General features: G+C 68.7%; 17 protein-coding genes. 8 read left to right on the top strand and 9 right to left on the bottom strand.

The annotated features are described in order from the left end of the window. Positions 1-130: 130 nt before the first annotated feature. Positions 131-1,690: a sugar transferase gene (locus tag VFL99_RS10440; RefSeq protein ID WP_325106290.1), complete on the top strand. Its 1,560-nt coding sequence runs from the start codon at positions 131-133 to the stop codon at positions 1,688-1,690. Here the strand turns inward: VFL99_RS10440 and VFL99_RS10435 are convergent. Next, positions 1,684-2,661 carry a sulfotransferase gene (locus VFL99_RS10435; RefSeq protein WP_325106289.1) on the bottom strand — a complete coding sequence of 326 codons (978 nt, stop codon included), beginning with the start codon at positions 2,659-2,661 and terminating at the stop codon, positions 1,684-1,686. The two genes, VFL99_RS10440 and VFL99_RS10435, sit on opposite strands and share 7 nt — an antisense overlap. Beyond that, positions 2,658-3,923: a glycosyltransferase family 4 protein gene (locus tag VFL99_RS10430; RefSeq protein ID WP_325106288.1), complete on the bottom strand. Its 1,266-nt coding sequence runs from the start codon at positions 3,921-3,923 to the stop codon at positions 2,658-2,660. Before VFL99_RS10430 ends, VFL99_RS10435 begins: the two co-directional genes overlap by 4 nt. Before the next feature lie 224 nt (positions 3,924-4,147). Here VFL99_RS10430 and VFL99_RS10425 point away from each other — a divergent pair, with 224 nt between their 5' ends. The 4 genes from VFL99_RS10425 (at position 4,148) to VFL99_RS10410 (ending at position 8,149) form a co-directional block, all read left to right on the top strand. After that, positions 4,148-4,900, top strand: a complete 753-nt coding sequence (locus VFL99_RS10425) for a hypothetical protein (protein ID WP_325106287.1) — start codon at positions 4,148-4,150, stop codon at positions 4,898-4,900. Further along, a complete protein-coding gene (locus tag VFL99_RS10420) occupies positions 4,897-5,850 on the top strand; it encodes a sulfotransferase domain-containing protein (RefSeq protein WP_325106286.1) in 954 nt (317 codons plus the stop codon). Before VFL99_RS10425 ends, VFL99_RS10420 begins: the two co-directional genes overlap by 4 nt. A gap of 17 nt (positions 5,851-5,867) precedes the next feature. After that, entirely contained in the window at positions 5,868-6,638 is a 771-nt protein-coding gene (locus VFL99_RS10415) for a sulfotransferase family protein (protein WP_325106285.1), read from the top strand. A gap of 212 nt (positions 6,639-6,850) precedes the next feature. Then, complete coding sequence (locus VFL99_RS10410; RefSeq protein WP_325106284.1) at positions 6,851-8,149, top strand: hypothetical protein; 1,299 nt, start codon at positions 6,851-6,853, stop codon at positions 8,147-8,149. A gap of 14 nt (positions 8,150-8,163) precedes the next feature. On the opposite strand, the gene VFL99_RS10405 is transcribed toward VFL99_RS10410, so the two are convergent. From VFL99_RS10405 to VFL99_RS10390, 4 genes are read right to left on the bottom strand one after another with little or no spacing between them, the layout of a single operon-like run. Next, on the bottom strand, positions 8,164-9,732 hold the full coding sequence (locus VFL99_RS10405; protein ID WP_325106283.1) for a flippase: 1,569 nt from the start codon (positions 9,730-9,732) through the stop codon (positions 8,164-8,166). A 13-nt stretch (positions 9,733-9,745) separates the two neighbouring features. After that, complete coding sequence (locus tag VFL99_RS10400) at positions 9,746-10,918, bottom strand: Wzz/FepE/Etk N-terminal domain-containing protein (RefSeq protein ID WP_325106282.1); 1,173 nt, start codon at positions 10,916-10,918, stop codon at positions 9,746-9,748. Positions 10,919-10,928: 10 nt separating this feature from the next. Next, on the bottom strand, positions 10,929-12,401 hold the full coding sequence (locus tag VFL99_RS10395; RefSeq protein WP_325106281.1) for an O-antigen ligase family protein: 1,473 nt from the start codon (positions 12,399-12,401) through the stop codon (positions 10,929-10,931). After that, positions 12,398-13,156, bottom strand: coding sequence for a sulfotransferase domain-containing protein (locus VFL99_RS10390; protein ID WP_325106280.1), 759 nt, complete (start codon positions 13,154-13,156; stop codon positions 12,398-12,400). The genes VFL99_RS10395 and VFL99_RS10390 overlap by 4 nt, the downstream gene beginning before the upstream one ends. A gap of 257 nt (positions 13,157-13,413) precedes the next feature. On the opposite strand from VFL99_RS10390, the gene VFL99_RS10385 reads away from it, so the two are divergent. From VFL99_RS10385 to VFL99_RS10375, 3 genes are all read left to right on the top strand, one after another. After that, positions 13,414-14,241 carry a sulfotransferase gene (locus tag VFL99_RS10385; RefSeq protein ID WP_325106279.1) on the top strand — a complete coding sequence of 276 codons (828 nt, stop codon included), beginning with the start codon at positions 13,414-13,416 and terminating at the stop codon, positions 14,239-14,241. A 100-nt stretch (positions 14,242-14,341) separates the two neighbouring features. After that, the gene (gene cysD / locus VFL99_RS10380) at positions 14,342-15,286 is read left to right on the top strand and encodes a sulfate adenylyltransferase subunit CysD (RefSeq protein WP_325106278.1); all 945 of its coding nucleotides are present in this window, start codon (positions 14,342-14,344) and stop codon (positions 15,284-15,286) included. Between the two features lie 2 nt (positions 15,287-15,288). Next, complete coding sequence (locus VFL99_RS10375; protein ID WP_325106277.1) at positions 15,289-16,542, top strand: sulfate adenylyltransferase subunit 1; 1,254 nt, start codon at positions 15,289-15,291, stop codon at positions 16,540-16,542. A gap of 94 nt (positions 16,543-16,636) precedes the next feature. On the opposite strand, the gene VFL99_RS10370 is transcribed toward VFL99_RS10375, so the two are convergent. The 3 genes from VFL99_RS10370 to VFL99_RS10360 all read right to left on the bottom strand — a co-directional run. After that, complete coding sequence (locus VFL99_RS10370; protein ID WP_325106276.1) at positions 16,637-18,223, bottom strand: LamG-like jellyroll fold domain-containing protein; 1,587 nt, start codon at positions 18,221-18,223, stop codon at positions 16,637-16,639. A gap of 164 nt (positions 18,224-18,387) precedes the next feature. Further along, on the bottom strand, positions 18,388-19,056 hold the full coding sequence (locus VFL99_RS10365) for a histidine phosphatase family protein (RefSeq protein ID WP_325106275.1): 669 nt from the start codon (positions 19,054-19,056) through the stop codon (positions 18,388-18,390). A 9-nt stretch (positions 19,057-19,065) separates the two neighbouring features. Beyond that, positions 19,066-19,635, bottom strand: a 570-nt coding sequence (locus tag VFL99_RS10360) for a sulfotransferase family protein (protein WP_325106274.1), incomplete at its 5' end; no start/stop codon positions are given.

The raw sequence follows: 19,635 nt of genomic DNA, 5'->3' as shown, positions 1-19,635 counted from the left end.
CCTGCTCAGAGGTGGACGTTGTGACCATTTCTTGACCACCCCGTGGTGATTTCGTGAATCGGCTGCGAGTGTTCTGAACACGGGTCTACCGTCCAATTCGGGTCCCTATCCGCATCGGGGGAGCAGCACTGTGAAGAAGTACTCCGATCTCGAGGCCAAGGCGGGCGGCGCCGCATCCGGGATCGACGACGCCACGAGCGTCCTGTCCGCGGCGTTCCCCCAGCGGTCCGCGGTGGCACCTGACCGGATACGGCGCGGCGAGAGGTGGACGCTGTCGCTCGGCGACGGGACCAACTGGCTCACCTGCTACCGGCACCGTGTCGTGCTGCTCGACCTCGCCTCGGCACTTCTCGCCGTCGCCATCGCCGTGCTGGCCCGGTTCGGTGTTGCCCCCTCGGCGCACTACGTCGTCATCAGCCTGCTGATCGCCTTGAGCTGGCTGCCGGTGGTCTACCTGACGCACGGCTACGAGGCACGCTACCTCGGAGTCGGCGTGGAGGAGTATCGCGCCCTGTTCCGCAGCGCACTGGTCCTGTTGACGGCGGTCGGGTTCGCGTCGTTCGCGTTCAAGCAGAACGTCGCCCGCGTCTACGTGCTCGTTCTGATCCCGTGCATCTTCGTCCTCAGCCTGCTCATGCGACGCCAGATGCGTCGCTGGCTCTTCCGACAGCGCAACTCGGGGCGCTGCCAACAGCGGACGATCGTGGTCGGGCACCCCAACACCGCGATGCAGCTGATTCGCGAGTTGCGCAGCTCTCCTGGCCACGCGCTGGAGGTCGTCGCCATGTGCACGTCGGCCAGCGTGGGGAGTGACGAGCTGCCTGAAGAGGTGCGCGACGTCCCCGTGCACGGGAGCCCCACGCGCATCCTCGAGCTCGTCGACAGCAGTGGCATCGACGTCGTGGCCGTGGCGAACGACCCCGACCTGTCCGGCTACGCGCTGCGGCAGCTGGCGTGGGAGCTGGAGGAGCGGGGCGTCGACCTGCTCATCTCCCCCGGCATCTTTGAAGTCGCCGCACCGCGCCTGTCCATCCGCAGCGAGGCGAGTGCACTGCTGCTGCACGTCGACCGGCCCACCACGATGGGGGCCAAGATCGCCCTGAAGCACGTGCTCGACAAGAGTCTTGCCATTGTTCTCGCCCTGGTCGCCCTCCCCGTCCTGTGCGGACTCGCGCTGGGGGTGCGGCTCACCTCCCCGGGGCCGGTGTTCTTCAAGCAGGTCCGTGTCGGCACGCGCGGTCGCTACTTCGAGATGATCAAGTTCCGGACCATGGTCGTCGACGCGGAGGCCAAGCTGGCCGAGGTCGCCGAGGGCGGCCATGCCACCAACCAGGTCCTCTTCAAGCGGGCGGACGACCCGCGCATCACCAGGTTCGGGGCCTTCCTCCGGCGCTACTCGCTGGACGAGCTGCCCCAGCTGATCAACGTCATCCGGGGCGACATGTCCCTGGTCGGCCCGAGGCCCCCGCTGCCGCGAGAGGTGACTCTCTACGAGCAGGACGCCTTCCGGCGCCTGCGGGTCCAGCCCGGCATGACGGGACTGTGGCAGGTCAGCGGTCGTAGTGACCTGTCCTGGGAGCAGTCCTTGCGGCTCGACCTGTGGTATGTCGACAACTGGTCGCCGATGCTGGACCTGCAGATCCTGTGGCGCACCGGGCGGGCGGTGTTCGCCGGGTCGGGCGCCTACTGATCGGACGGTTGTGCTCGACGGGCTCCGGTGCCGAGGGGATACCCGAAGCACCGGAGTCCGGCTGCGGTGAGTGCGGTGACGACCCGTCGGTCGCGCGGTGCCATGGCGATCCGCCACTCGCCGTCCTGCCGGATCTTCTTCGTGCCGGTACTGTGCCGGTCCGGGTTGCCCGCAACGGAGTGCGTGGGCGCCAGGCGGACGGAGTCGGACGTCTCGAACGGCAGGGCGCCGGGGTCCACCCCGAGCCACGCTGCGATGCGCGACATGACCTGGTACGGCTCGTCTGCGAACTGCTCGTAGGTGATCCGCAGGTAGCGGTCCGGGTGCCGCCGCCAGAGCAGCTGTGTGAGGGCGTTCCAGAGCAGCCAGAGCAGGGAGCTCTTCCAGATCGGCTGACGCGGCATCTCGCCGTGGTGCTCCCGCTCGTCACCGGTGGCCTTGTGCCGGCGCCAAGAAAAGGCCGTCGCCCGCGAGTCCCGCACCACGTGCAGGATGCGGACGTCCAACCCCGGCAGTTGCGTGAGCAACAAGCCGTAAGGGGGCAGCTTGGAGGAGTCCACGACGAGGTCTGCCTGGGTCGCGTCGGCGACGCAGCGGTACAGGTCGCCGATGATCCGGTCGTCCCGGTGCGGGGGCACCGCGGGTCGTCCGACCGCCCGGCGGGCCACCATGGCGGGCACGTGGGCGATGCGCAAGCGGCGGAGGAGTCGCGGTCCGATGCCGTGAGCGTCGGAGAGGTCCGCGGCGGCGCCGAGCCGGTCCATCACCGACTGCCAGAGGGGGCACTCGCTGAACGGCAGGCCACAGCCGCAGCGGTGGTCCTCGACCAGTCCCCGCTGCCAGAGGTAGCGCAGTTCGCCGGCCGCAAAGACGCCGTCGAGCTGGCCGAGGATGTTGTTGATGATGGTGGTTCCGCTGCGCCCGCTGCCGGCGAAGTAGAGGACGGGGACCCGAGTCCTGCCGGTCGTCACCGTCGTCCTCCGACGGCCCGCCGCGCCCGGACCCGAGCGGTCGCCTCGGCATACACCTCGTCGATCCGGGCCAGGTGGCGGTCGATTCCGAACTCGGCGACGACGCGGGCTCGGGCCTGTTCGCCCATGAGCCGGCGCTTCTCGGGGTCCTCGAGGAGTCTGCTCAGTGCCCCCGCCAGCGCGGTCGCGTCGTCGGGAGGCACTACCAGTCCTTCGGCACCATCCCGGACCAGTTCCGGCATACCGCCAAGGTTGGTGACGACGACCGGCACGGACATGGCGAAGGACTCCAGGATCGTCATCGGCTGGTTCTCGTGCCATCGAGAGGGAACCACCGACACGGCAGCGGAGGCCAGCAGCTCACGCACTCGGCCACCGTCGACGCGGCCGTGGAAGGTCACCCGGCCCGGGGCGACTCGGTCGGCACGCTGCGCCAGCGCTGCACGCTGCGGTCCGTCGCCCGCGATCGACAGCCTCGTCCCCTCAGGCATCATCCCGACGGCGTCGACCAGGACGTCCACGCCCTTCTCGTGGGACAACCGTCCCACGAAGAGCAACTCGGTGCCGCCGACCGGTGCTGGCTGGAACTGCTGCAGGTCAGCGTAGTTCGGCACCACGCGGAGGCGGTCGTCGGCGACGCCGGCCCGACGCATCACGTCGGCGAGGAAGTGGCTGGGACTGATGAACAGGTCCACCTTGTCGTAGGCGCGCGCCAGCCGGTGCACCCCGGACTCGAGGGAGAGGAGGGCGCTTGCCGTGAGCGACCCGTCCTTGCAGCGCCGCGCTGTCGCGTGCCACGTGCCGCCACCGACGCAGGCCTCGCAGATCGAGCCGTGGTCGAGCAACTGGTAGTTGGGGCAGGCCAGCTTGTAGTCGTGCAGCGTCATCACACAAGGGATTCCCGCCCGGTGGACCGGGAGGAGGATCGAGGGTGACAGCTGGTGGTAGATGTTGTGGCAGTGCACCATGTCGGGGCGCAGCTCCCGGAGAGCCGCAGCCATCCCCCGTTGGCCGGCTAGGGACCAGATCATCCGGGCCGCGCTCGTCAGCCGCTGGGCACCGCGGGGTGCCGGCTCGAGTTCGACGTGCGGTGGAAACGTGCCCTGCAGGGACTGCGCCGGCTCGTTGTCCGGGTGGTCCATGCCGAAGAACTCCACCGTGTCGCCACGGTCTCGTTGCCGCTCGGCGAGCCCGAGCATGTAGGACTCGGCGCCCCCACGTCGGTACAAGAACTTGTTGACCTGCAGGATGCGCACGCGCACCGCCCCCTCACCACGGCACTGGATGCCTTCTCCAGTCCACCATTCGCAGGACCGGCCCGGTGCAGGAACGGCCAAATTCCCTGCCACGGAGGGGGCGCACTCCGTACGCTGCGAAGATCGTCAATCGCCGGAAATGGGCCGTGACGGCGTGGTTGACTGCTGATCGAGCTCGGGAGTTCTCAAGTGGTGTCAGCTCACGGGGGAGTCATGAGGAGTGGGCCGAGATGAAGCGATCTCCGACGGCGACCGCCCGCAGGACGGTGCGACGAGCGCTCACCTGGCGGCCGAAGCAGGACGGCGTGTCCGACGTCTCCATCCGCCGCCTGATCAGCCCCCTGCGCTACGACGTGGTCGTGCGCGCGCAGTTCTTCGACCTGCTCGAAAGCCGTTACGGGACCTCGCGGTGGGACGTCGACGGCATCGCGCGGGAAGCCACGAGCCATCCGTACCACGTCTGGTTCACCGACGTGGCGATGGCGCGGTTCCGCCCGTGGGTGCTCACCGACGGTGACCTCCTCGCGAGCCAGTTCGCGGAGCGGGTGCGTCGGTCGATGGCGCTGTGGACGTCATACCGTCAGCGCGGTTTCGACACCCGGCAGCCGGTGACGCTGCGCGTCACCCAGGTGGACACGCTCACTGACACGGGTGTCGAGCTGCCGGCGCGCCTGCACGTCGGGGACGGCGGTCACCGGCTCGCCGTCCTGCTGGCGAGCGGCCGAGACCTCCTCGAGCCGGCGATGTACCGCGTCGACCCCCGTCCCTTCACCCGGCTCATCGACAACACGGCCATCCTCCTGCCGTCCCTGCAGCTGACGCAGGAGCAGTATGCGCGGTTCGTCGCCCCGGCGTTCATGGATCGGTCGGCGGCCAGCTGCGCGGACGTGCTGACTGAGCTTGCGGGCCGCTCGCCCGGCCGCCACCAGCAGGCGCGCGACGTGTTCCGCGCGCACGGCATGCTGCGGGAGGTGCGGCCGTGAGCGCGGGGACGGAAGGGCGCGCGCCGACGCCAGGGCAGCCATCTGCGCTGAGCTACACGATCCGGCGGGTCGTCAAGCATGTGCAGTGGGCCCGTTCGGAGGGTGTCGGCCGGCTCATCGAGGAAGACCGCCTCGACCCCCGCGAGCGGATCCGGACGAGTGTGAGCAAGGCACGGTGGCGGGCGCGGCACGGTGTCCCGCCGGGGAGCGCCGTGCCGGTCTACGTGGTGGGGCTGCAGCGCTCAGGCACCAACATGCTGCTGCGCGGGCTGGACGCGGCCCCGGAGGTGGAGGTGCGGGGGGAGAACGACCGCACCGTCTTCCACCGGTTCCGGCTGCGCGACGACGCGGTCCTCCAGCAGACTGTCGCCGCCAGCCGGCACGCCTTCGTGCTGGTCAAACCGCTGTGCGACTCGCACCGGGTCGGTGCGCTGCTGGACCTTCCGGGGATGGCGCCGGGGCGCGCGATCTGGGCCTACCGGGACGTCGAGGACCGCGCGCGATCAGAGGTCGCGAAGTTCGGTGACTCCAACCTGCAGGCCCTGCGGAGGATCGCCGAAGGGAGCGCTGCCGGCGACTGGCAGGCTGGTGGCCTGCCGGAGCAGTCGCTCGAGCTGATCCGCTCCTTCCGCTACCAGACCATGACGCCGGAGACGGCTGCCGCCCTGTTCTGGTACGTCCGCAACAAGCTCTTCTTCGACCTGGGCCTCGCTGAGCGCCAGGACACGATGTTGTCCTCCTATGAACGGTTGACCGCTCACCCGGCGGGCAGCATGCGCCGGCTGTGCGACTTCATCGGCTTTCCCCACCGGGAGGAGCTGTCCGCCCACATCACGCCGCGAGCCTTCCACCCACGGCGGCAGCTGGACATCGACCCCGCGGTGCGCGGCCTCTGCAGGGGGCTGGCCGAGCGGCTCGACGAGCACGCCGGATCGGTCCCGACACCATGACCAGCGAGGGAGACCCCATGAGCGAGCACATGCCACGTCCCATCTTCGTGGTGGGCTGCCAGCGGTCGGGGACGACGATGCTGCGGCTGATGCTGGACTCGCACCGCAACATCAGCTGTGGTCCCGAGACCCGGTTCCTCGCCGACCTTGAGCGTGTCGTCGGGGCAGACTGGCCGCGGCTGTCCCGCTATGGCTTCAGCCAGGAGGAGTGGCTGGTGCGCATCGCCCAGTTCTTCGGGGGGATCCAGAGCGACTACGCGCGGGCCAACGGCAAGACCCGGTGGGCCGACAAGAGTCCTCGCTATGCCCTGTCCATCGACTTTCTCTGCCGGGTCTTTCCCGATGCACAGTTCGTCCATGTCATCCGGGACGGACGGGATGTCGCCGTCTCGCACCGGAAGCGGTTCGGCTACTGGTCCGGCCTGAAATCCACGGTGAAGTGGCCGCGCTACATCGCCACAGCGCGGGCCGCCGCCGCCGACCTCCCGTCGGACCGCTACCTGGAGATCCGTTACGAGGACCTCGTGGGCGACACCGAGCCGGCGCTACGGAGGCTCTTCGGCTTCCTGGGGGAGGAGTGGGATCCCTCAGTTCTCAACTTCGACAAGCAGCGCCATGATGTCCCTGACCGATACCACCGGCAGGCGAAGGAACGGCGCGGCCGCGGCGAGGACGCGAGTGTCTACCGGTCACGGGTGGGCTCGCACCGGCACGAGCTCGACCCGCTGACCCGCGTTCTCGTGCTCGCGGCCGGCAGGTCGACCTTGAAGGAGCTGGGCTACGCATGAGGCGAGGACGCAGGGCGCGGCATGGCCAGAGCGCCGCTGTGGGGGCGACCATCGTCGGTCTCACGCTCGCCGGTTGTTCCTCCGGTGGTGGCGGGGGCGGGAGCACCGTCGGAGGCGGTGGGGGCACGAGCAGCGGGTCACCCTCCAGCTCGGCGACCTCGTCGTCCCCGTCGGCCAGTTCCGGTGCCTCGCACGGAACCAGCCCCCTGGGGGTGAAGTGGGCCACGGCCCGCCAGGACCGCTACACCGGCTACCTCACCTCGCTGAAGGGAACCACGACGTTCCAGGAGATCGTGTGGTGCAACGTGGAAGAGACACCCGGGCACCCCAACTGGCGCAAGACCGACCGCCTGGTCAAGACGACCGAGCGACTGGGCATCAACCTCGTCCTCAAGATCCGAGTCGGCGCCTGCTGGGCCACGGGCGGTGCGGCCAAGATGGTGCGTGGCAAGGGCAACAAGACCGAGTCGGCGATGCCCACTGACCTGGGCGCGTACGCGCAGTTCGTGCGGCAGGTCGCGACGCGGTACGGGCCGCAGGGAGTCCACACCTACGCGATCGAGAACGAGGTCAACTCGGAGAGCTTCTGGGACGACACCCCACAGGACTACATCCGACTGACGGAGACGGCAGCGCACACCCTGCGTGCCGTCGATCCGCAGAACCAGGTGGTCGACGCGGGGATGAGCAGCACCAGCTACGGCTACGGCATCGCAGACCGGCTCCTGCGTGCCTCGAGGGACGCTGCGGCCGTGGCTGCGTTCAACACCTACTTCGAACGGCGCATCGGCACCCGCGGCCAACAGATCCCGCACGTCTCCTCGGTGGCGCAGCTTCGCTCCGTGCTGGACTCGGCACAGGGCCGCCGAAACCTCAGCTACCTCGCTGCTGCACGGACCCTCGCCGAGCGCGGGATCGTCAACGTCCGACAGGTCCACTTCTACGAGCCGTCCACGGCGGTTCCCCTGCTGCTCGACTACCTGAAGGCGGAGACGCCCGCCAACGTCCCCATCGAGGCATGGGAGGTCGGCAGCTTCTGGAAGGACGCCAGTGCCAGCGACGCCGCCCGCGCCCAGGAGATGGCGCGCACGGTGGCCCTTCTGCTGGCCGGTGGCGTCAAAGAGGTCATCTGGCTGCCGCTGGCGAGCAACGAGAACAACCGTCACGGTGGGGCTGAGATCCGGTACGGCCTGCTGGCGCCGGACGGCACCGTGCGGTCCGCCGGTGCCCTCCTCGCCCAACTGGTCGCCGCCTCGCGTGGGGCCACCGTGGAACCGGTGACCGGTGGTGGACTCCAGGGGGTGGCCTTCAGCCGGAGCGGAGCGTCGACCTTGCTGGTCTGGTCGCGCCAGGCGGGCGTTCGGCTGGACGTGGGGTCGGGCGCCTCGACGCTGCCCGCCGGTCAGTCGAGTCAGACCACGGTTCCGGGCACGACGACCACTGTCGGACGCACGCCGGAGCTGGTGCACACGGACCGGTCGGTCCAGCAGGTCACGGGCACCACGGGCTGAGGCGGTCCGCTCGGTCACGTGGTGGCGAGCGGCTTGCGACGCATGATGGTCCGCAGCATCAGCCGGTCCTCCGGGCTCAGCCCGAGCAACAGCAGCGTCACGACGTAGATGACGACGATGACGAGACCGCCCACCACCAGCTCGACCAGCCAGGTGTGCAACAGGCCACGAATGAGTACGGCGGCGGCTGCGGCCGGGACACCCGCCAGCAGCGACTTCACCACCCCGGCGCTCGCCGGTACCACCTGGACGACGTAGCGAACCTGCAGGAACTTGGCGATGTTCGCCAGGGCGAGCGAGAAGCTCCAGGCCACAGCAGCTCCCATCACGCCGTGGTGCGGGATCAGCCACAGGTTGAGGCCGACGTTGACGACGAGCACGCCGACGTTGTCCACCATGTTGAGGCCCACCCGGCCGGACATGGTGAGGACGGTCCCGCAGGGGCCGGCGACGGCACTGACCAGCTGACCACAGGCGAGGACCGCCGTGACGGTGGCACCGGTGCGGAAGTCGTGCCCGAAGAACTCGAGCATGTCCGACGGAAAGACGATCAGGGCGACGAAGGCCGGCATGGACAGGCGCACGATCCAGCTGGTCGCCGCCCCATAGGTGGTCGCGAGCTCGCGGCTCGCCCCGATGTGGTGCAGGTGGGCCAGGTGTGGTGCGAAGGCCGCATTGATCGGCGCCATGACGAAGACGGCCAGCATGACCAGGCGGGTGGCGACGTTGTACACGCCGACTTCGTCGGCGTCGGTGAGGTGCCCCAGCAAGAGTGTGTCGGCCCAGATCAGTCCCGTGGCGGCGAGAGCGGAGGCCCAGCTGACCATCGAGAAGCTGAAGATGCGGCGCAGCTCGTAGACCGCACGGCCACTTGGGGGAGCCTGCCGCACCCGGGTGAACACGGCTCGGGCCGCCAGTGCGCTCGCCGTCCAGGCACCGATGAGCAGCGCCCAGAAGGCGCCTGTGAGTCCGAAGCCGAGCAGGAGCGCGGCGACCGTCAGCCCCAGACGGGCCACCGGCTCGTAGATGCGCCCGATCAGGGTGAAGGGGCGTTGGGTGCGCCACCCCTGCGTGGCGGCCAGGGCCGCGTCCGAGAAGGTGGCGGCCGGGAGGGTGAGCCCGGTCAGGCGGATGCCAGTGGTCAGGGCCGGGTCGTCGAACAGGCCCGCGATGGGGGCGGCGAAGACCACCATCCCCAGCCCCAGGACGGCGGACGCCGCAACGGTGATGCCCAGTCCGAGACGCACCGTCCCGCGCAACCGAGCAGGGTCCTGGTCGGCGAGGTGGACGGCCACGAACCGGGTGAGCCCAGCGCGGAAGCCGGCCAGGGACAGCAGCCCAACGAGGGACAGAAGGGCGTAGCACTCGGCGTAGCGGCCGACGTCGTCGCTGCCCAGGAAGCGTGCCAGCGCCGCCATGATGGCGAAGAGCGCGACCTGGTTGCACACGGCGCCGACGAGGTTGAAGGCGCCACCGCGAGCAAGAGTGGCCAAGGTCCGGCCACCGGCCCGGCCATGTCGGCCGGGCCGGGCACCCTCCACCGTGGCCTCGTCGGCCCCGTGCGTCTGCGGACCAGAGGGCATCGTCCTGCCTCGACTACTTGCGCGGCGGCAGGGCCACCACCGGTTCCGTGGCGTCCCGCCGGCTGGCACCGGTGGTGCTGCTCGAGGTCGCGGGCTGGGTGGCCCGGTTCGCTGGAGTGGTCACCGGGCTGCCGCTCGGAGCCGTCTTCGCCCCGGAGGAGCCGTTCGCCGGCGTCGAACCGTTCGTGGACGAGGCGGCCGGGCGAGGGCCACCACTGGACGGCTTCTTCTCCGGCTGTGAGGCACGGGCTGCCGAGCGCGAGCGGCTGAGCATCTCCAGCATCGCCACCAGCGCGATGGCGACGAACACTGCGGCACCGGTCACGGGCAGCACCGTGGACCACATGGTCGACACCGGGTCGACCTTGGTGACTGAGCTGAGGGTCACGACCTTGGCCGGGTCTGCCGCTGCCAGCTGTGCCTTGGCGTCGATCAGCTGCTGCTCCGCCTGCCCGAGTGAGGTCGCCGCCAGGGTCCGGTCGGACGTCAACTGCTCGTACTGGGTGACCAGCGGAGCCAGTTCCGGCAGGTGCTGCTTGGCGGTGGCGATCGCCCCGCTGAGGGCGGCGGCAGCCGCGGAGTCACCGCTGGACAGCCGCTGGGCCTGCACCTGCTTGAGCGCGTTCAGGTTGTCGAGCTGACCCTGGTAGACACGGTCGGGATCGACCATGCCGTTCTTCTTGCGCCAGTCCCCGATCGCCGAGTTGGCGGAGGAGAGCGCCGACTTCGCCGCGTCGACGCGGCCCTGGGCCAGCGACACCTGCGTGTCGAAGAGGGTCTTGAGGGTGTTGTCCGTCAACGCGCCGAGCACGGCTGCCGGCGCGTGCCGGTCCGTGGACGTGAACGTCAGGTTCATGACGCTGCTGGCGCCGACCTGGCTGATGGTCAGTCCGTCGGCGATGTCGGCGCGCTTGACACCGGTGCTGTCACTCGTGGCCCCCCGCACCCCGGGTGACTGGGCCGTGGCCTGGAACTGGGCGACATACTGGTTGACCGCCTGCGATCCCGAATACTGGTTCGTGGCAGAGCCACCCACCAGCGCCGGCGCGGAGACGGTACTCGTGGCCGTGTACTGCGTCGGCGCGGACAGGATGAGGTAGAGCGTCACCCCCGCTGCGATCAGGGGCACACCGATGAGGACCCAGAACCTGCGCCGGGCCACCCTGAGGTAGTCGATGATCTCCATCGCGTTCTCCTTACTCTGACGTCGTGTGGTGGACCGGTGGGCGGTGGCTGTCGAGAGCCGATGGTGGGGTGTCTGTGGTCTGGGCGTTGCGAGCGACGAACGACGCTGCCGCGGCGAAGGTGATGAGATACCAGAGACTGACCACGTTCGACATGACGTTGGCGCCGGCACTGCCCACGATGAAGCACCAGGCGCAGCCCAGCGCCCCTGCGGCGATGGCATGGTCGAACGTCTGGGGCCGGGCAGCACGGAGCGCTCGACGGGCGTTGCCAACGAGTCCGGCGAGCCAGGCGACGTAGGTGATCAGGCCGAGGACGCCCATCTCGACGTAGGCGCGGATGAAGTCGTTGTGTGGTTGCTTGGCGGCATCGGTGTTGTACTGCGTCATGTTCAGGCCGATGCCGGTGATGGGGTTGGAGTTCGCCAGCGGGAGGACCTCGGTCCAGTAGTCGAGGCGCCACTGCAGCGTGTTGCCGGTGGGTGTGCCGCCGATGTCGCGGGAGGAGCCCAGTTCCGCAAACCTGCTGCTGACGCCGGGAAGGGCCACTGCCGCGGCGAGCACCGCTGCGCACAGGCCGACGAGCAGCGCCTTCCGTCGTTGCACGATGGCGACGACGATCACGCCCAGCACGGCCGCGATCAGCGCTCCCCGCGTCAGGGTCAGCACGAGGAACACCGCGGACAAGGACAGCAGTCCCGCCATGGCGATCTTCGCTCGTCGGCCGAGGTAGGGGAGGATCGCGATCCCGAACACGATCATGAAGGCCAGGTAGCGGGAGAAGGTGTTCGCCTGGCTGAAGGGGCCCGTGATCCGGGTGAAGGAGCCCTTCAGCTCCGAGGCTGGATCGCCCACGGCCATCGTGTACAGCGTGTAGCCGAGGGGGAAGAGCATGGAGGCGTAGGCCGTCGCGAGCACGCGGTTGAGCATGGTGCGGCTGGAGATCAGCTGCTCGAGGACGACGTACATCATCACGACCGACGCGATCCGCAGCCACTCGAGCAAACTGACCATCTGGTCGGCAGAGCCGGTGACGCCGATGAGCCCCACCACGCCGAATGACACCAGCGCCAGCCGGAGACGCGAGCCCTGCAGCCGTCCCTTCTGGTGGAACTGCGCGATCAACCACAGCGCCGCGGCCAGCAGGAAGAGCGCCCCCAGCATGCTCGAGGGATCCAGCCCCCGCACGGCAGCGGTGTTGGTCGCGGTGTTGCCGGCCGACGAGCCACTGAGCTTGAACAGGTCGATGCTGGACCGCACCCCGAGAACCAGCAGCACGAAGACGGAGAACCGGGTGCAGGCGAGCACGGCCAGGACGCCACCGATGGCGATGGTGATGGGCAGCACCACCATGCGCTTGTCGTCCCCACCGGCGGACATCCCACTGAAGACGGCCGCCATGGCCATCACGATGGCGGCCAGGAACGTGAACACGCGCGCCGGCGCGAACCACCGGGCGCGTGGGGGGAGGCTGACGGACGTCATACGCTGACACCCCAGGTGAAGTCGATGCCTGGCAAGGAGTAGAGGCGCCGGTTGTGCACCTCGTAGTGCTCACGCAGGGCCCTGGCCTCCGCCTCAGGCATGGCGGAGTAGTGTCCGGCCTTCATCGGGGCCAGACCGGTCAGCTCGACCCGCGGCACGTCCAGGAAGTCCCAGACCTTCGCCAACTCGGCGTTGGGGGCGGCGAACAGTCGTTCGCTCTGGAGGACCAGGACACGCTGCACCGTGAAGAGCTCGAGCAGCCGCTCGAGCTGCTCGGCATAGTGCCCGCGGGAAAGGTAGCTGTGGTGCCGGTGGGAAAAGCTCTCGTATGCCGGGTCGGCGAGCATCCGCTCGACCTCACCCCGCAGCCGGCTGGGCTCCGCCTCAAGGGCCTGTGCCAACGGCAGGTGCTCGTGGCCCCGCGCCATCTCGTACTGGTGGTGTGACCACAGTCGGGCCACCGGCTCACGGAGCACGACGATCAGCTTGACGTCGGGCAGCGCCTGCGCGATGCGACTCGGTGCGAGTGGGTGGAACATGTAGTAGGGGCTGGCCTCACCAGTGATCTGGAACCCGGCCGACACCGGCTCGAACTTCGAGCGGAACCAGCCCGCGCCGCGGCGGTAGTTCACGTCGAAGTAATGCGTCCCCTTCAGCGCCCGGCACGGCGCGATGGCCGGGTGCCGGGTGATCCAGTGGTAGGCGGACGTGGAGCCACCCCGCTTCGTCCCCACCACCAGGAAGCTGGGCGTCATGCGGCCCGCTCCATCGCTCCACGGGAGCAACGGAGCGAGCAAGTCAACCCCCACGCGTCTGATGCTCATTGTTTCCCCACCTATGGCGATCTGGCAGCTCACCTCGACACCTGCAGCCGAGGCCAGGTCAGCCGCACGAGTCATTCTTACCGGTGGGATGTCGGCTCCGGAGCAGTTTTGCCGAAATCCCCGTACGGTCTTGCCGATCCGCTGAAAGCGCCCGTATGGGCAGGGTGGTTGTGCTTGGCTTGGACGTCATGGACGCCGAGCACCGCCTCGTCTTCGTCGGGGGGCTACATCGCAGTGGTACGACACCGTTGGCGGCGGCCCTCGCGAAGCACCCCCTGATCAGCGGGCTGCGAGACACCGGGGTCCCGCACGACGAGGGGCAACACCTGCAGCCGGTCTATCCGAAGGCCAAGGTCTACGCCGGATCCGGCCACTTCGCCTTCGCGCCGGCAGCGCACCTCACCGAGTCCTCACCCTTGGTCTCGGCGGAGAATGCCCAACGGCTGGTGTCGGCCTGGGCGCCGTACTGGGACCTGAGCAAGCCCATCCTGGTGGAGAAGAGCCCGCCGAACCTCATCATGGGCCGGTTCCTCCAGGAGCTGTTCCCCGACGCGGTTCTCGTCGTCGTGGTGCGTCACCCGGTCGTGGTGGCGTTGTGCAACAAGAAGTGGCGACGCCTCGCCTCCCGGAACATCCGGCGCTACAGCACGCTGACGCAACTGGTGGAGCACTGGGTGCATGCCCACCGGATCCTGCTGGAGGACGCCTCGCACCTGAGGAACCTGGTCGTCGTGCGCTACGAGGACCTGGTGGACTGTCCGGGGCGGGAGCTGGGAAGGATCCAGGAGCGGCTCGGTCTCGACGAGCCGATCCCGGGTGAGGGCCTGCGCGGTGACCACAGCGGACCTTACGAGCGCATGTGGCAGGAGATGGCCCGCGGTTGGGGGCCGGCCGCCGCTCAGCGTCGGCGCATCGTTCGACGGTTCGCGGACGACGTCGCCGCCTTCGGTTACGACGTGGAGGACCTCGGCTACCGCTCCGCGCTGCCCGCGGAGCTTCGTGTGCCGGTGGGCTGACGCGACGCTGCGTTTTCACCGATCCAGCACATGGTTCGGCGGTCCCGGACAGAATGCCAGCAAGGGGATTCGGGACCACCTGGGGAATGGGAGGGCAAGCATGTCGATCGACGTCGAACCAGACGTGATTCCGGCCACGGGCGCGACGAACTACCGACTCACGCAGCTGCAGGCACTGGAAGCCGAAGCGATCTTCATCTTCCGGGAGGTGGTGGCGGAGCTGGAACGGCCGGTGCTGCTCTTCTCCGGCGGCAAGGACTCGTTGGTGATGCTGCGACTGGCGGAGAAGGCGTTCCGCCCCGGGCGCATTCCGTTTCCGGTGCTGCACGTGGATACGGGCCACAACTTCGAGGAGGTCCTCGCGGTGCGGGACGCGCGCGCCGCGGAGCTTGGCCTGCAGCTGATCGTCGCCAGCGTGCAGGAGGCCATCGACAACGGGAGCGTGCACCAGTTGCCGGATGGCACCCGGAACCGGAGCCAGATCCCGGTCCTGCTGGCCGCGTTGGAGAAGTACCAGTTCACGGCGGTGTTCGGCGGTGCCCGCCGGGATGAGGACAAGGCGCGGGCCAAGGAGCGGATCTACTCCTTCCGCGACGAGTTCGGTCAGTGGGACCCCAAGAACCAGCGCCCCGAGCTCTGGAGCCTCTACAACGGGCGAATCCACCCAGGGGAAAGCATCCGTGTCTTCCCACTGTCGAACTGGACCGAGCTCGACATCTGGCACTACATCGGCCAGGAACGGATCACGCTGCCGTCCATCTACTATGCGCACGAGCGCCCGGTGTTCCAACGGGACGGCATGCTCTTCGGCGTTCACGAGGTGTGCCAGCCGCGCGCGGAGGAGCGCGTGGAGGTGCGACGGGTGCGGTACCGCACCGTCGGGGACGCCAGCCTGACGGCGGCAGTGGAGTCGGACGCGGACACCATCGAGCGCATCATCGCCGAGGTGTCCGCCGCACGCGTCACGGAACGAGGAGCCACCCGGGGGGACGACCGGTTCAGTGACTCCGCCATGGAGGACCGGAAGCGGGAGGGCTACTTCTAGACATGGACATTCTGCGCATCTCGACGGCTGGGTCGGTCGACGACGGCAAGAGCACCCTGATCGGGCGGCTCTTGTTCGACACCAAGGCGACCTTCGACGACCAGATCGACTCCGTGGAGCGGGTCAGCCGCGACCGCGGGGAGGACCACGTGAACCTGGCCTTGCTCACGGACGGCTTGCGCGCCGAGCGTGAGCAGGGGATCACCATCGACGTCGCCTACCGCTACTTCGCCACTCCCCGCCGCAAGTTCGTCATCGCCGACACCCCGGGGCACGTGCAGTACACCCGCAACATGGTGACCGGCTCGTCCACGGCTGACCTGACCGTCGTCATCGTGGACGCTCGCCACGGCGTGGTGGAGCAGAGCAGGAGGCACGCGTTCCTGGCGAGCCTGCTCCAGGTCCCCCACATGGTCCTGTGCGTCAACAAGATGGACTTGGTGGACTACTCGAAGGAGGTCTTCCTCGGCATCCGGGACGAGTTCCTCAGCTTCGCGAGCAAGCTTCGCGTCCCGGACCTGACGGTCATCCCGGTCTCCGCGCTCCACGGCGACAACGTGGTGGAGCGCTCGGAGAACATGCCGTGGTACGAGGGCCAGACCCTGTTGCACCACCTCGAGAACGTGCTGGTGGTGAGCGATCGCAACCTTCGGGACGTGAGGCTCCCGGTCCAGTGCGTCATCCGCCCCCAGTCCGACGACTGGCACGACTACCGCGGGTATGCCGGCCAGGTGGCCGGGGGAGTGCTCCGCACCGGCGACGAGGTCATGGTGTTGCCGTCGGGATTCTGTACGCGGATCGCGGCCATCGAGAGCGGAGACGGTGAGGTGGCCGAGGCCTACCCGCCGATGTCGGTCACGGTGCGACTCGAGGACCAGCTGGACGTGTCACGTGGCGACATGATCTGCCGCGTGCACAACGCTCCAGAGGTCGCCCAGGACATCGACGCGATGGTCTGCTGGATGGATGCCGGAGCGGCCCTGCGAGTGGGCGCCAAGTACGGCATCAAGCACACCACCCGCAGTGCCCGCACCATCGTGAAGGAGCTGCAGTACCGGCTCGACGTCAACACGCTGCACCGGGACGAGACGGCGTCGCAGCTCGAGCTCAACGACATCGGACGCGTCCGGTTCCGCACCACCGTGCCGTTGATGTGCGACGAGTACGCCCGCAACCGCACCACGGGCGGCTTCATCCTGATCGACGAGGCCACCCACCGCACCGTTGCCGCCGGGATGATCGGCGCCGCGTCCTGATCATCAGGTCACCGCGCGCTCGCCGTACCCGCGCCAACACAGGAGAGGGGCCCCGCCCGAGAGCGGGGCCCCTCCCTCGTGCGGTGGCGAGCTGTCACTGGATGGCGATCGAGACCTCGTCCATATCGCCGACGTAGTTCTGGGTGTTGTTCGTCTTGGCGCCCACGGTGACCGGGCTGCTGTTGCTGATGCTGTCCACGGTGCGCGGCAGCGAGGGTCCAGCCACGCCGTCGACGGTGACGACGCCGCGGCCGTTGCTGCCGGTGGTCAGTGAGCACACGACCTTGTGCCACTTCCCGTCATTGATGGCACGCGGGCCGAGGACGCGGACCTTCCCTCCGTTGGCGCCATTGAAGGCGCACACCGGGATCCCGAAGCTCTTGCCGGCCCGGCCGGTCACCTCCATCTTGTAGGCGCCGCCGGTCGCCGTGGCGGTCCCCTTCTGCAGGACGTTGTAGTCGCCCACTCCCAAGGTGCTCGGCACCCGCAGGTATGCCGACAGGGTGACACCAGCCGTGCCGGGGTCGAGGCTGGGGTTGTCAGGAACCCGCACGATCGAGTGGTTGCCGCCGAAGCTGTAGCTCCGACCCAGGTAGCCTGCCGCCCCGAGTGCCACGTTGCTGATGGTGCCGTTGTTGCCGTGACCCGAGGCGTCGATCATCGTGGTCGACCCGGGCGCCTCGTCCAGGTGCCACAGCGCCCTGGTGGTGCTGGTGCTACCGGCGGAGGACGCCGCACCGCCTCCGTGGCACTGACCGGTCCCGGAGTCGGTGAAGGTGCCGGAGGTCCGGTCGGGTACGAACGCGAAGTCGTAGCTCGTCGGGTGCAGTGTCAGCGAGAGGATGCCGAACGTGCTGCGGTCCCGCACCTGGGTGTTCGGGAGGGCCTTGGCCGCCAGCGAGCTGTGTCCACGGCCCCCGGTCCCGATGGTGAACTGGCGCAGGCCGTTCGGGTCGGCCTTGCCGTCCGGGGTCTGTGGCGCGAAGCGCGTGTAGATGTGGTTGTGTCCGGCGAGGACCACGTCCACTCCGCCGGCGTAGAGGATCTGGGTGACCGGCTTGAGCCTGCTGACCGTCTTGCCGTTCGCCCAGTAGGGTCGGTGCCAGTAGGCCAGTGTGCAGGTGTTCGGGTGCGCCGCGAGGTCCTGCTTCAGCCAGGTCGCCATGGGATCCGTGGCGGCACACCCTCCGACACCGGCTTCGCGACACTCTGAGTTGAGCGCAACCACGTGCCATGCGCCGATGTCGTAGCTGTAGTAGCCCTTGCAGCTCTGCCGGCACCCGGGTTGCTGCGGGGTGGCGCGGTCTCCGAAGTAGGAGAAGTAGCCGCCAGCGCCCGGCACCGAGCAACCTCCGCCCCCGTACTCGTCGTCGCCCGGCACCGGGTGGGCGATCGAGTTGAAGCGCCCCCAACTGGGGGCGTACAAGGAGTTGAACGCGCTCAGCTGGCCGCAGTTGTACTGCTCGTCCCCGACGGGGAGCACTGCGGCATAGTTGCCGTTGGCGATCAGCTGGGCAGTCTCCATCTGGTGACAACGAGTCTTGGTCTGCGACATCCCCGGTGGACAGGCGATGTCGCCGGCAGCGGCGATCACCGGATCGTTCGCAGCTTGCGCCGGAAGGGCGGCTCCCGTGAAACCGGCCACCATCGCGAGGCCACTCGCCCCGATGAGCGCTCTCATCGGTAACCGCATGCTCTCCACGTCAACCACCCATCTCTCACGAATAGAGGGGGGGAGCTGTCCGGAGCGTAATGTGTTTGTGACGTCTCTCGCGGGGAAACCGAGAGTTTGCTCCGCGCCGCCTGTCAAATCGCTGGAGAATTGCTGGGGAGCGCCAACACGGCTCAGTCGACGTCACTCCCGGCGGGGCGCTGCCGGACCTCGATGACTCCCTGCTGGTCGATCGTCATGGTGGTCAGCGACCCGCGACCGACCGGAATGCGCCACTGCTCGCCGCTGATGTTCTCGATGGAGGCGACGACGAGGCGGATCATGACCGCGTGGGTGACTGCGGCGACCTTCTCCCCGACGTGGCGGGAGCCCATGAGGCGCAACGCCTCGAGCATCCGCTCCTGGGCGTCGCGAAGCCGCTCCCCGTTCGGGCACACGGCGAGCGAGGGATCGGTCTTGTAGAGCTTGAACGCTGCCGGCGCGAACATCTCCGCCTCCTGCGCCGTCATCCCCTCCCAGCTGCCGTAGTCGACGTTGATGAGGCCGGGAAGGATCCGGATGTCGGGGACCCGTGCTTCGTCCGCGATGATCTGGGCGGTGGCGATGGTCCGGCGCAGGCCTCCGGCATAGACCGCGCCCAGTCCCGCGCCGGAGAGCTGGCGGGCGGCGTCGACGGCGTCCTGGTAGCCCTGTGCGTCGAGTGGGATGTCGCGCCTGCCGCGGTAGCGGTTCTCGACGTTCATCGTGGTGGTGCCGTGGCGGACGAGGTACAAAGTGCACAGGTCCGTGCCGGTTTCGGTGGCTGCGCCGGAGGGTGTGGGGATAGCAGTGGACTGGGTCATCGTTGCTCCCTAGCTGTGAGTGGCGAGTTCGCCGACTGGGACGAGCGGCGGCAAGCCGTCGCTCATGGACGGGGCAGGGTCGGGACGACCCTCAGTGAGTTGGTAGCCGTAGCGCGCCAGAGTGGGGCCCACGGCTTGCTCGACCTTGCGGACTTGCTCCGCGCCGAGGTCACGGCGCCACGCCGCGCCACGACTGGCCTGAAAGGTGTGTCGCGCAAAGCCGGCCTCGTAGTCGGCGGACCAGTCCAGACCGACGAACTCCAGGAGCCGCCCGGCGGACTCGCGCGGTGCGGCGACGAGGTCCTCGTAGCGCAGGTCCAGCCACTGGTCGGCCGAGACACCGGCACGCGCTTCCTCGAAGCTCTGCATCAGGAGGTGCCAGCCGAGCGCCGCAAGCACGACGAAGTCACGTCCTGACGCCTCCCACAGCTCTCGTTCTCGTGGGGGGAGGGGACCGAGGTACCAGTTGTCCGGCCCCTCATAGCCGTCCCACCAGCCCATCTGCAGCCACGAGTTGGCGACCGCTCGGCCGTCACGGATGACGTTGACGAACCGGGCCTGTGGGAACGCCTCGAGCAG

It is taken from the genome of Segeticoccus sp. (assembly GCF_035708005.1).
Note: the sequence above shows the minus strand (reverse complement) of the source record. Positions and strands in the feature narration are given on the sequence as shown.

Coding starts and splice junctions, on each gene's coding strand:
- VFL99_RS10395 (WP_325106281.1), bottom strand. CDS start 12,401: ATGACGTCCGTCAGCCTCCCCCCACGCGCCCGGTGGTTCGCGCCGGCG.
- VFL99_RS10405 (WP_325106283.1), bottom strand. CDS start 9,732: ATGCCCTCTGGTCCGCAGACGCACGGGGCCGACGAGGCCACGGTGGAG.
- VFL99_RS10375 (WP_325106277.1), top strand. CDS start 15,289: ATGGACATTCTGCGCATCTCGACGGCTGGGTCGGTCGACGACGGCAAG.
- VFL99_RS10370 (WP_325106276.1), bottom strand. CDS start 18,223: ATGAGAGCGCTCATCGGGGCGAGTGGCCTCGCGATGGTGGCCGGTTTC.
- VFL99_RS10425 (WP_325106287.1), top strand. CDS start 4,148: ATGAAGCGATCTCCGACGGCGACCGCCCGCAGGACGGTGCGACGAGCG.
- VFL99_RS10415 (WP_325106285.1), top strand. CDS start 5,868: ATGAGCGAGCACATGCCACGTCCCATCTTCGTGGTGGGCTGCCAGCGG.
- VFL99_RS10385 (WP_325106279.1), top strand. CDS start 13,414: ATGGACGCCGAGCACCGCCTCGTCTTCGTCGGGGGGCTACATCGCAGT.
- cysD (WP_325106278.1), top strand. CDS start 14,342: ATGTCGATCGACGTCGAACCAGACGTGATTCCGGCCACGGGCGCGACG.
- VFL99_RS10400 (WP_325106282.1), bottom strand. CDS start 10,918: ATGGAGATCATCGACTACCTCAGGGTGGCCCGGCGCAGGTTCTGGGTC.
- VFL99_RS10390 (WP_325106280.1), bottom strand. CDS start 13,156: ATGACGCCCAGCTTCCTGGTGGTGGGGACGAAGCGGGGTGGCTCCACG.
- VFL99_RS10365 (WP_325106275.1), bottom strand. CDS start 19,056: ATGACCCAGTCCACTGCTATCCCCACACCCTCCGGCGCAGCCACCGAA.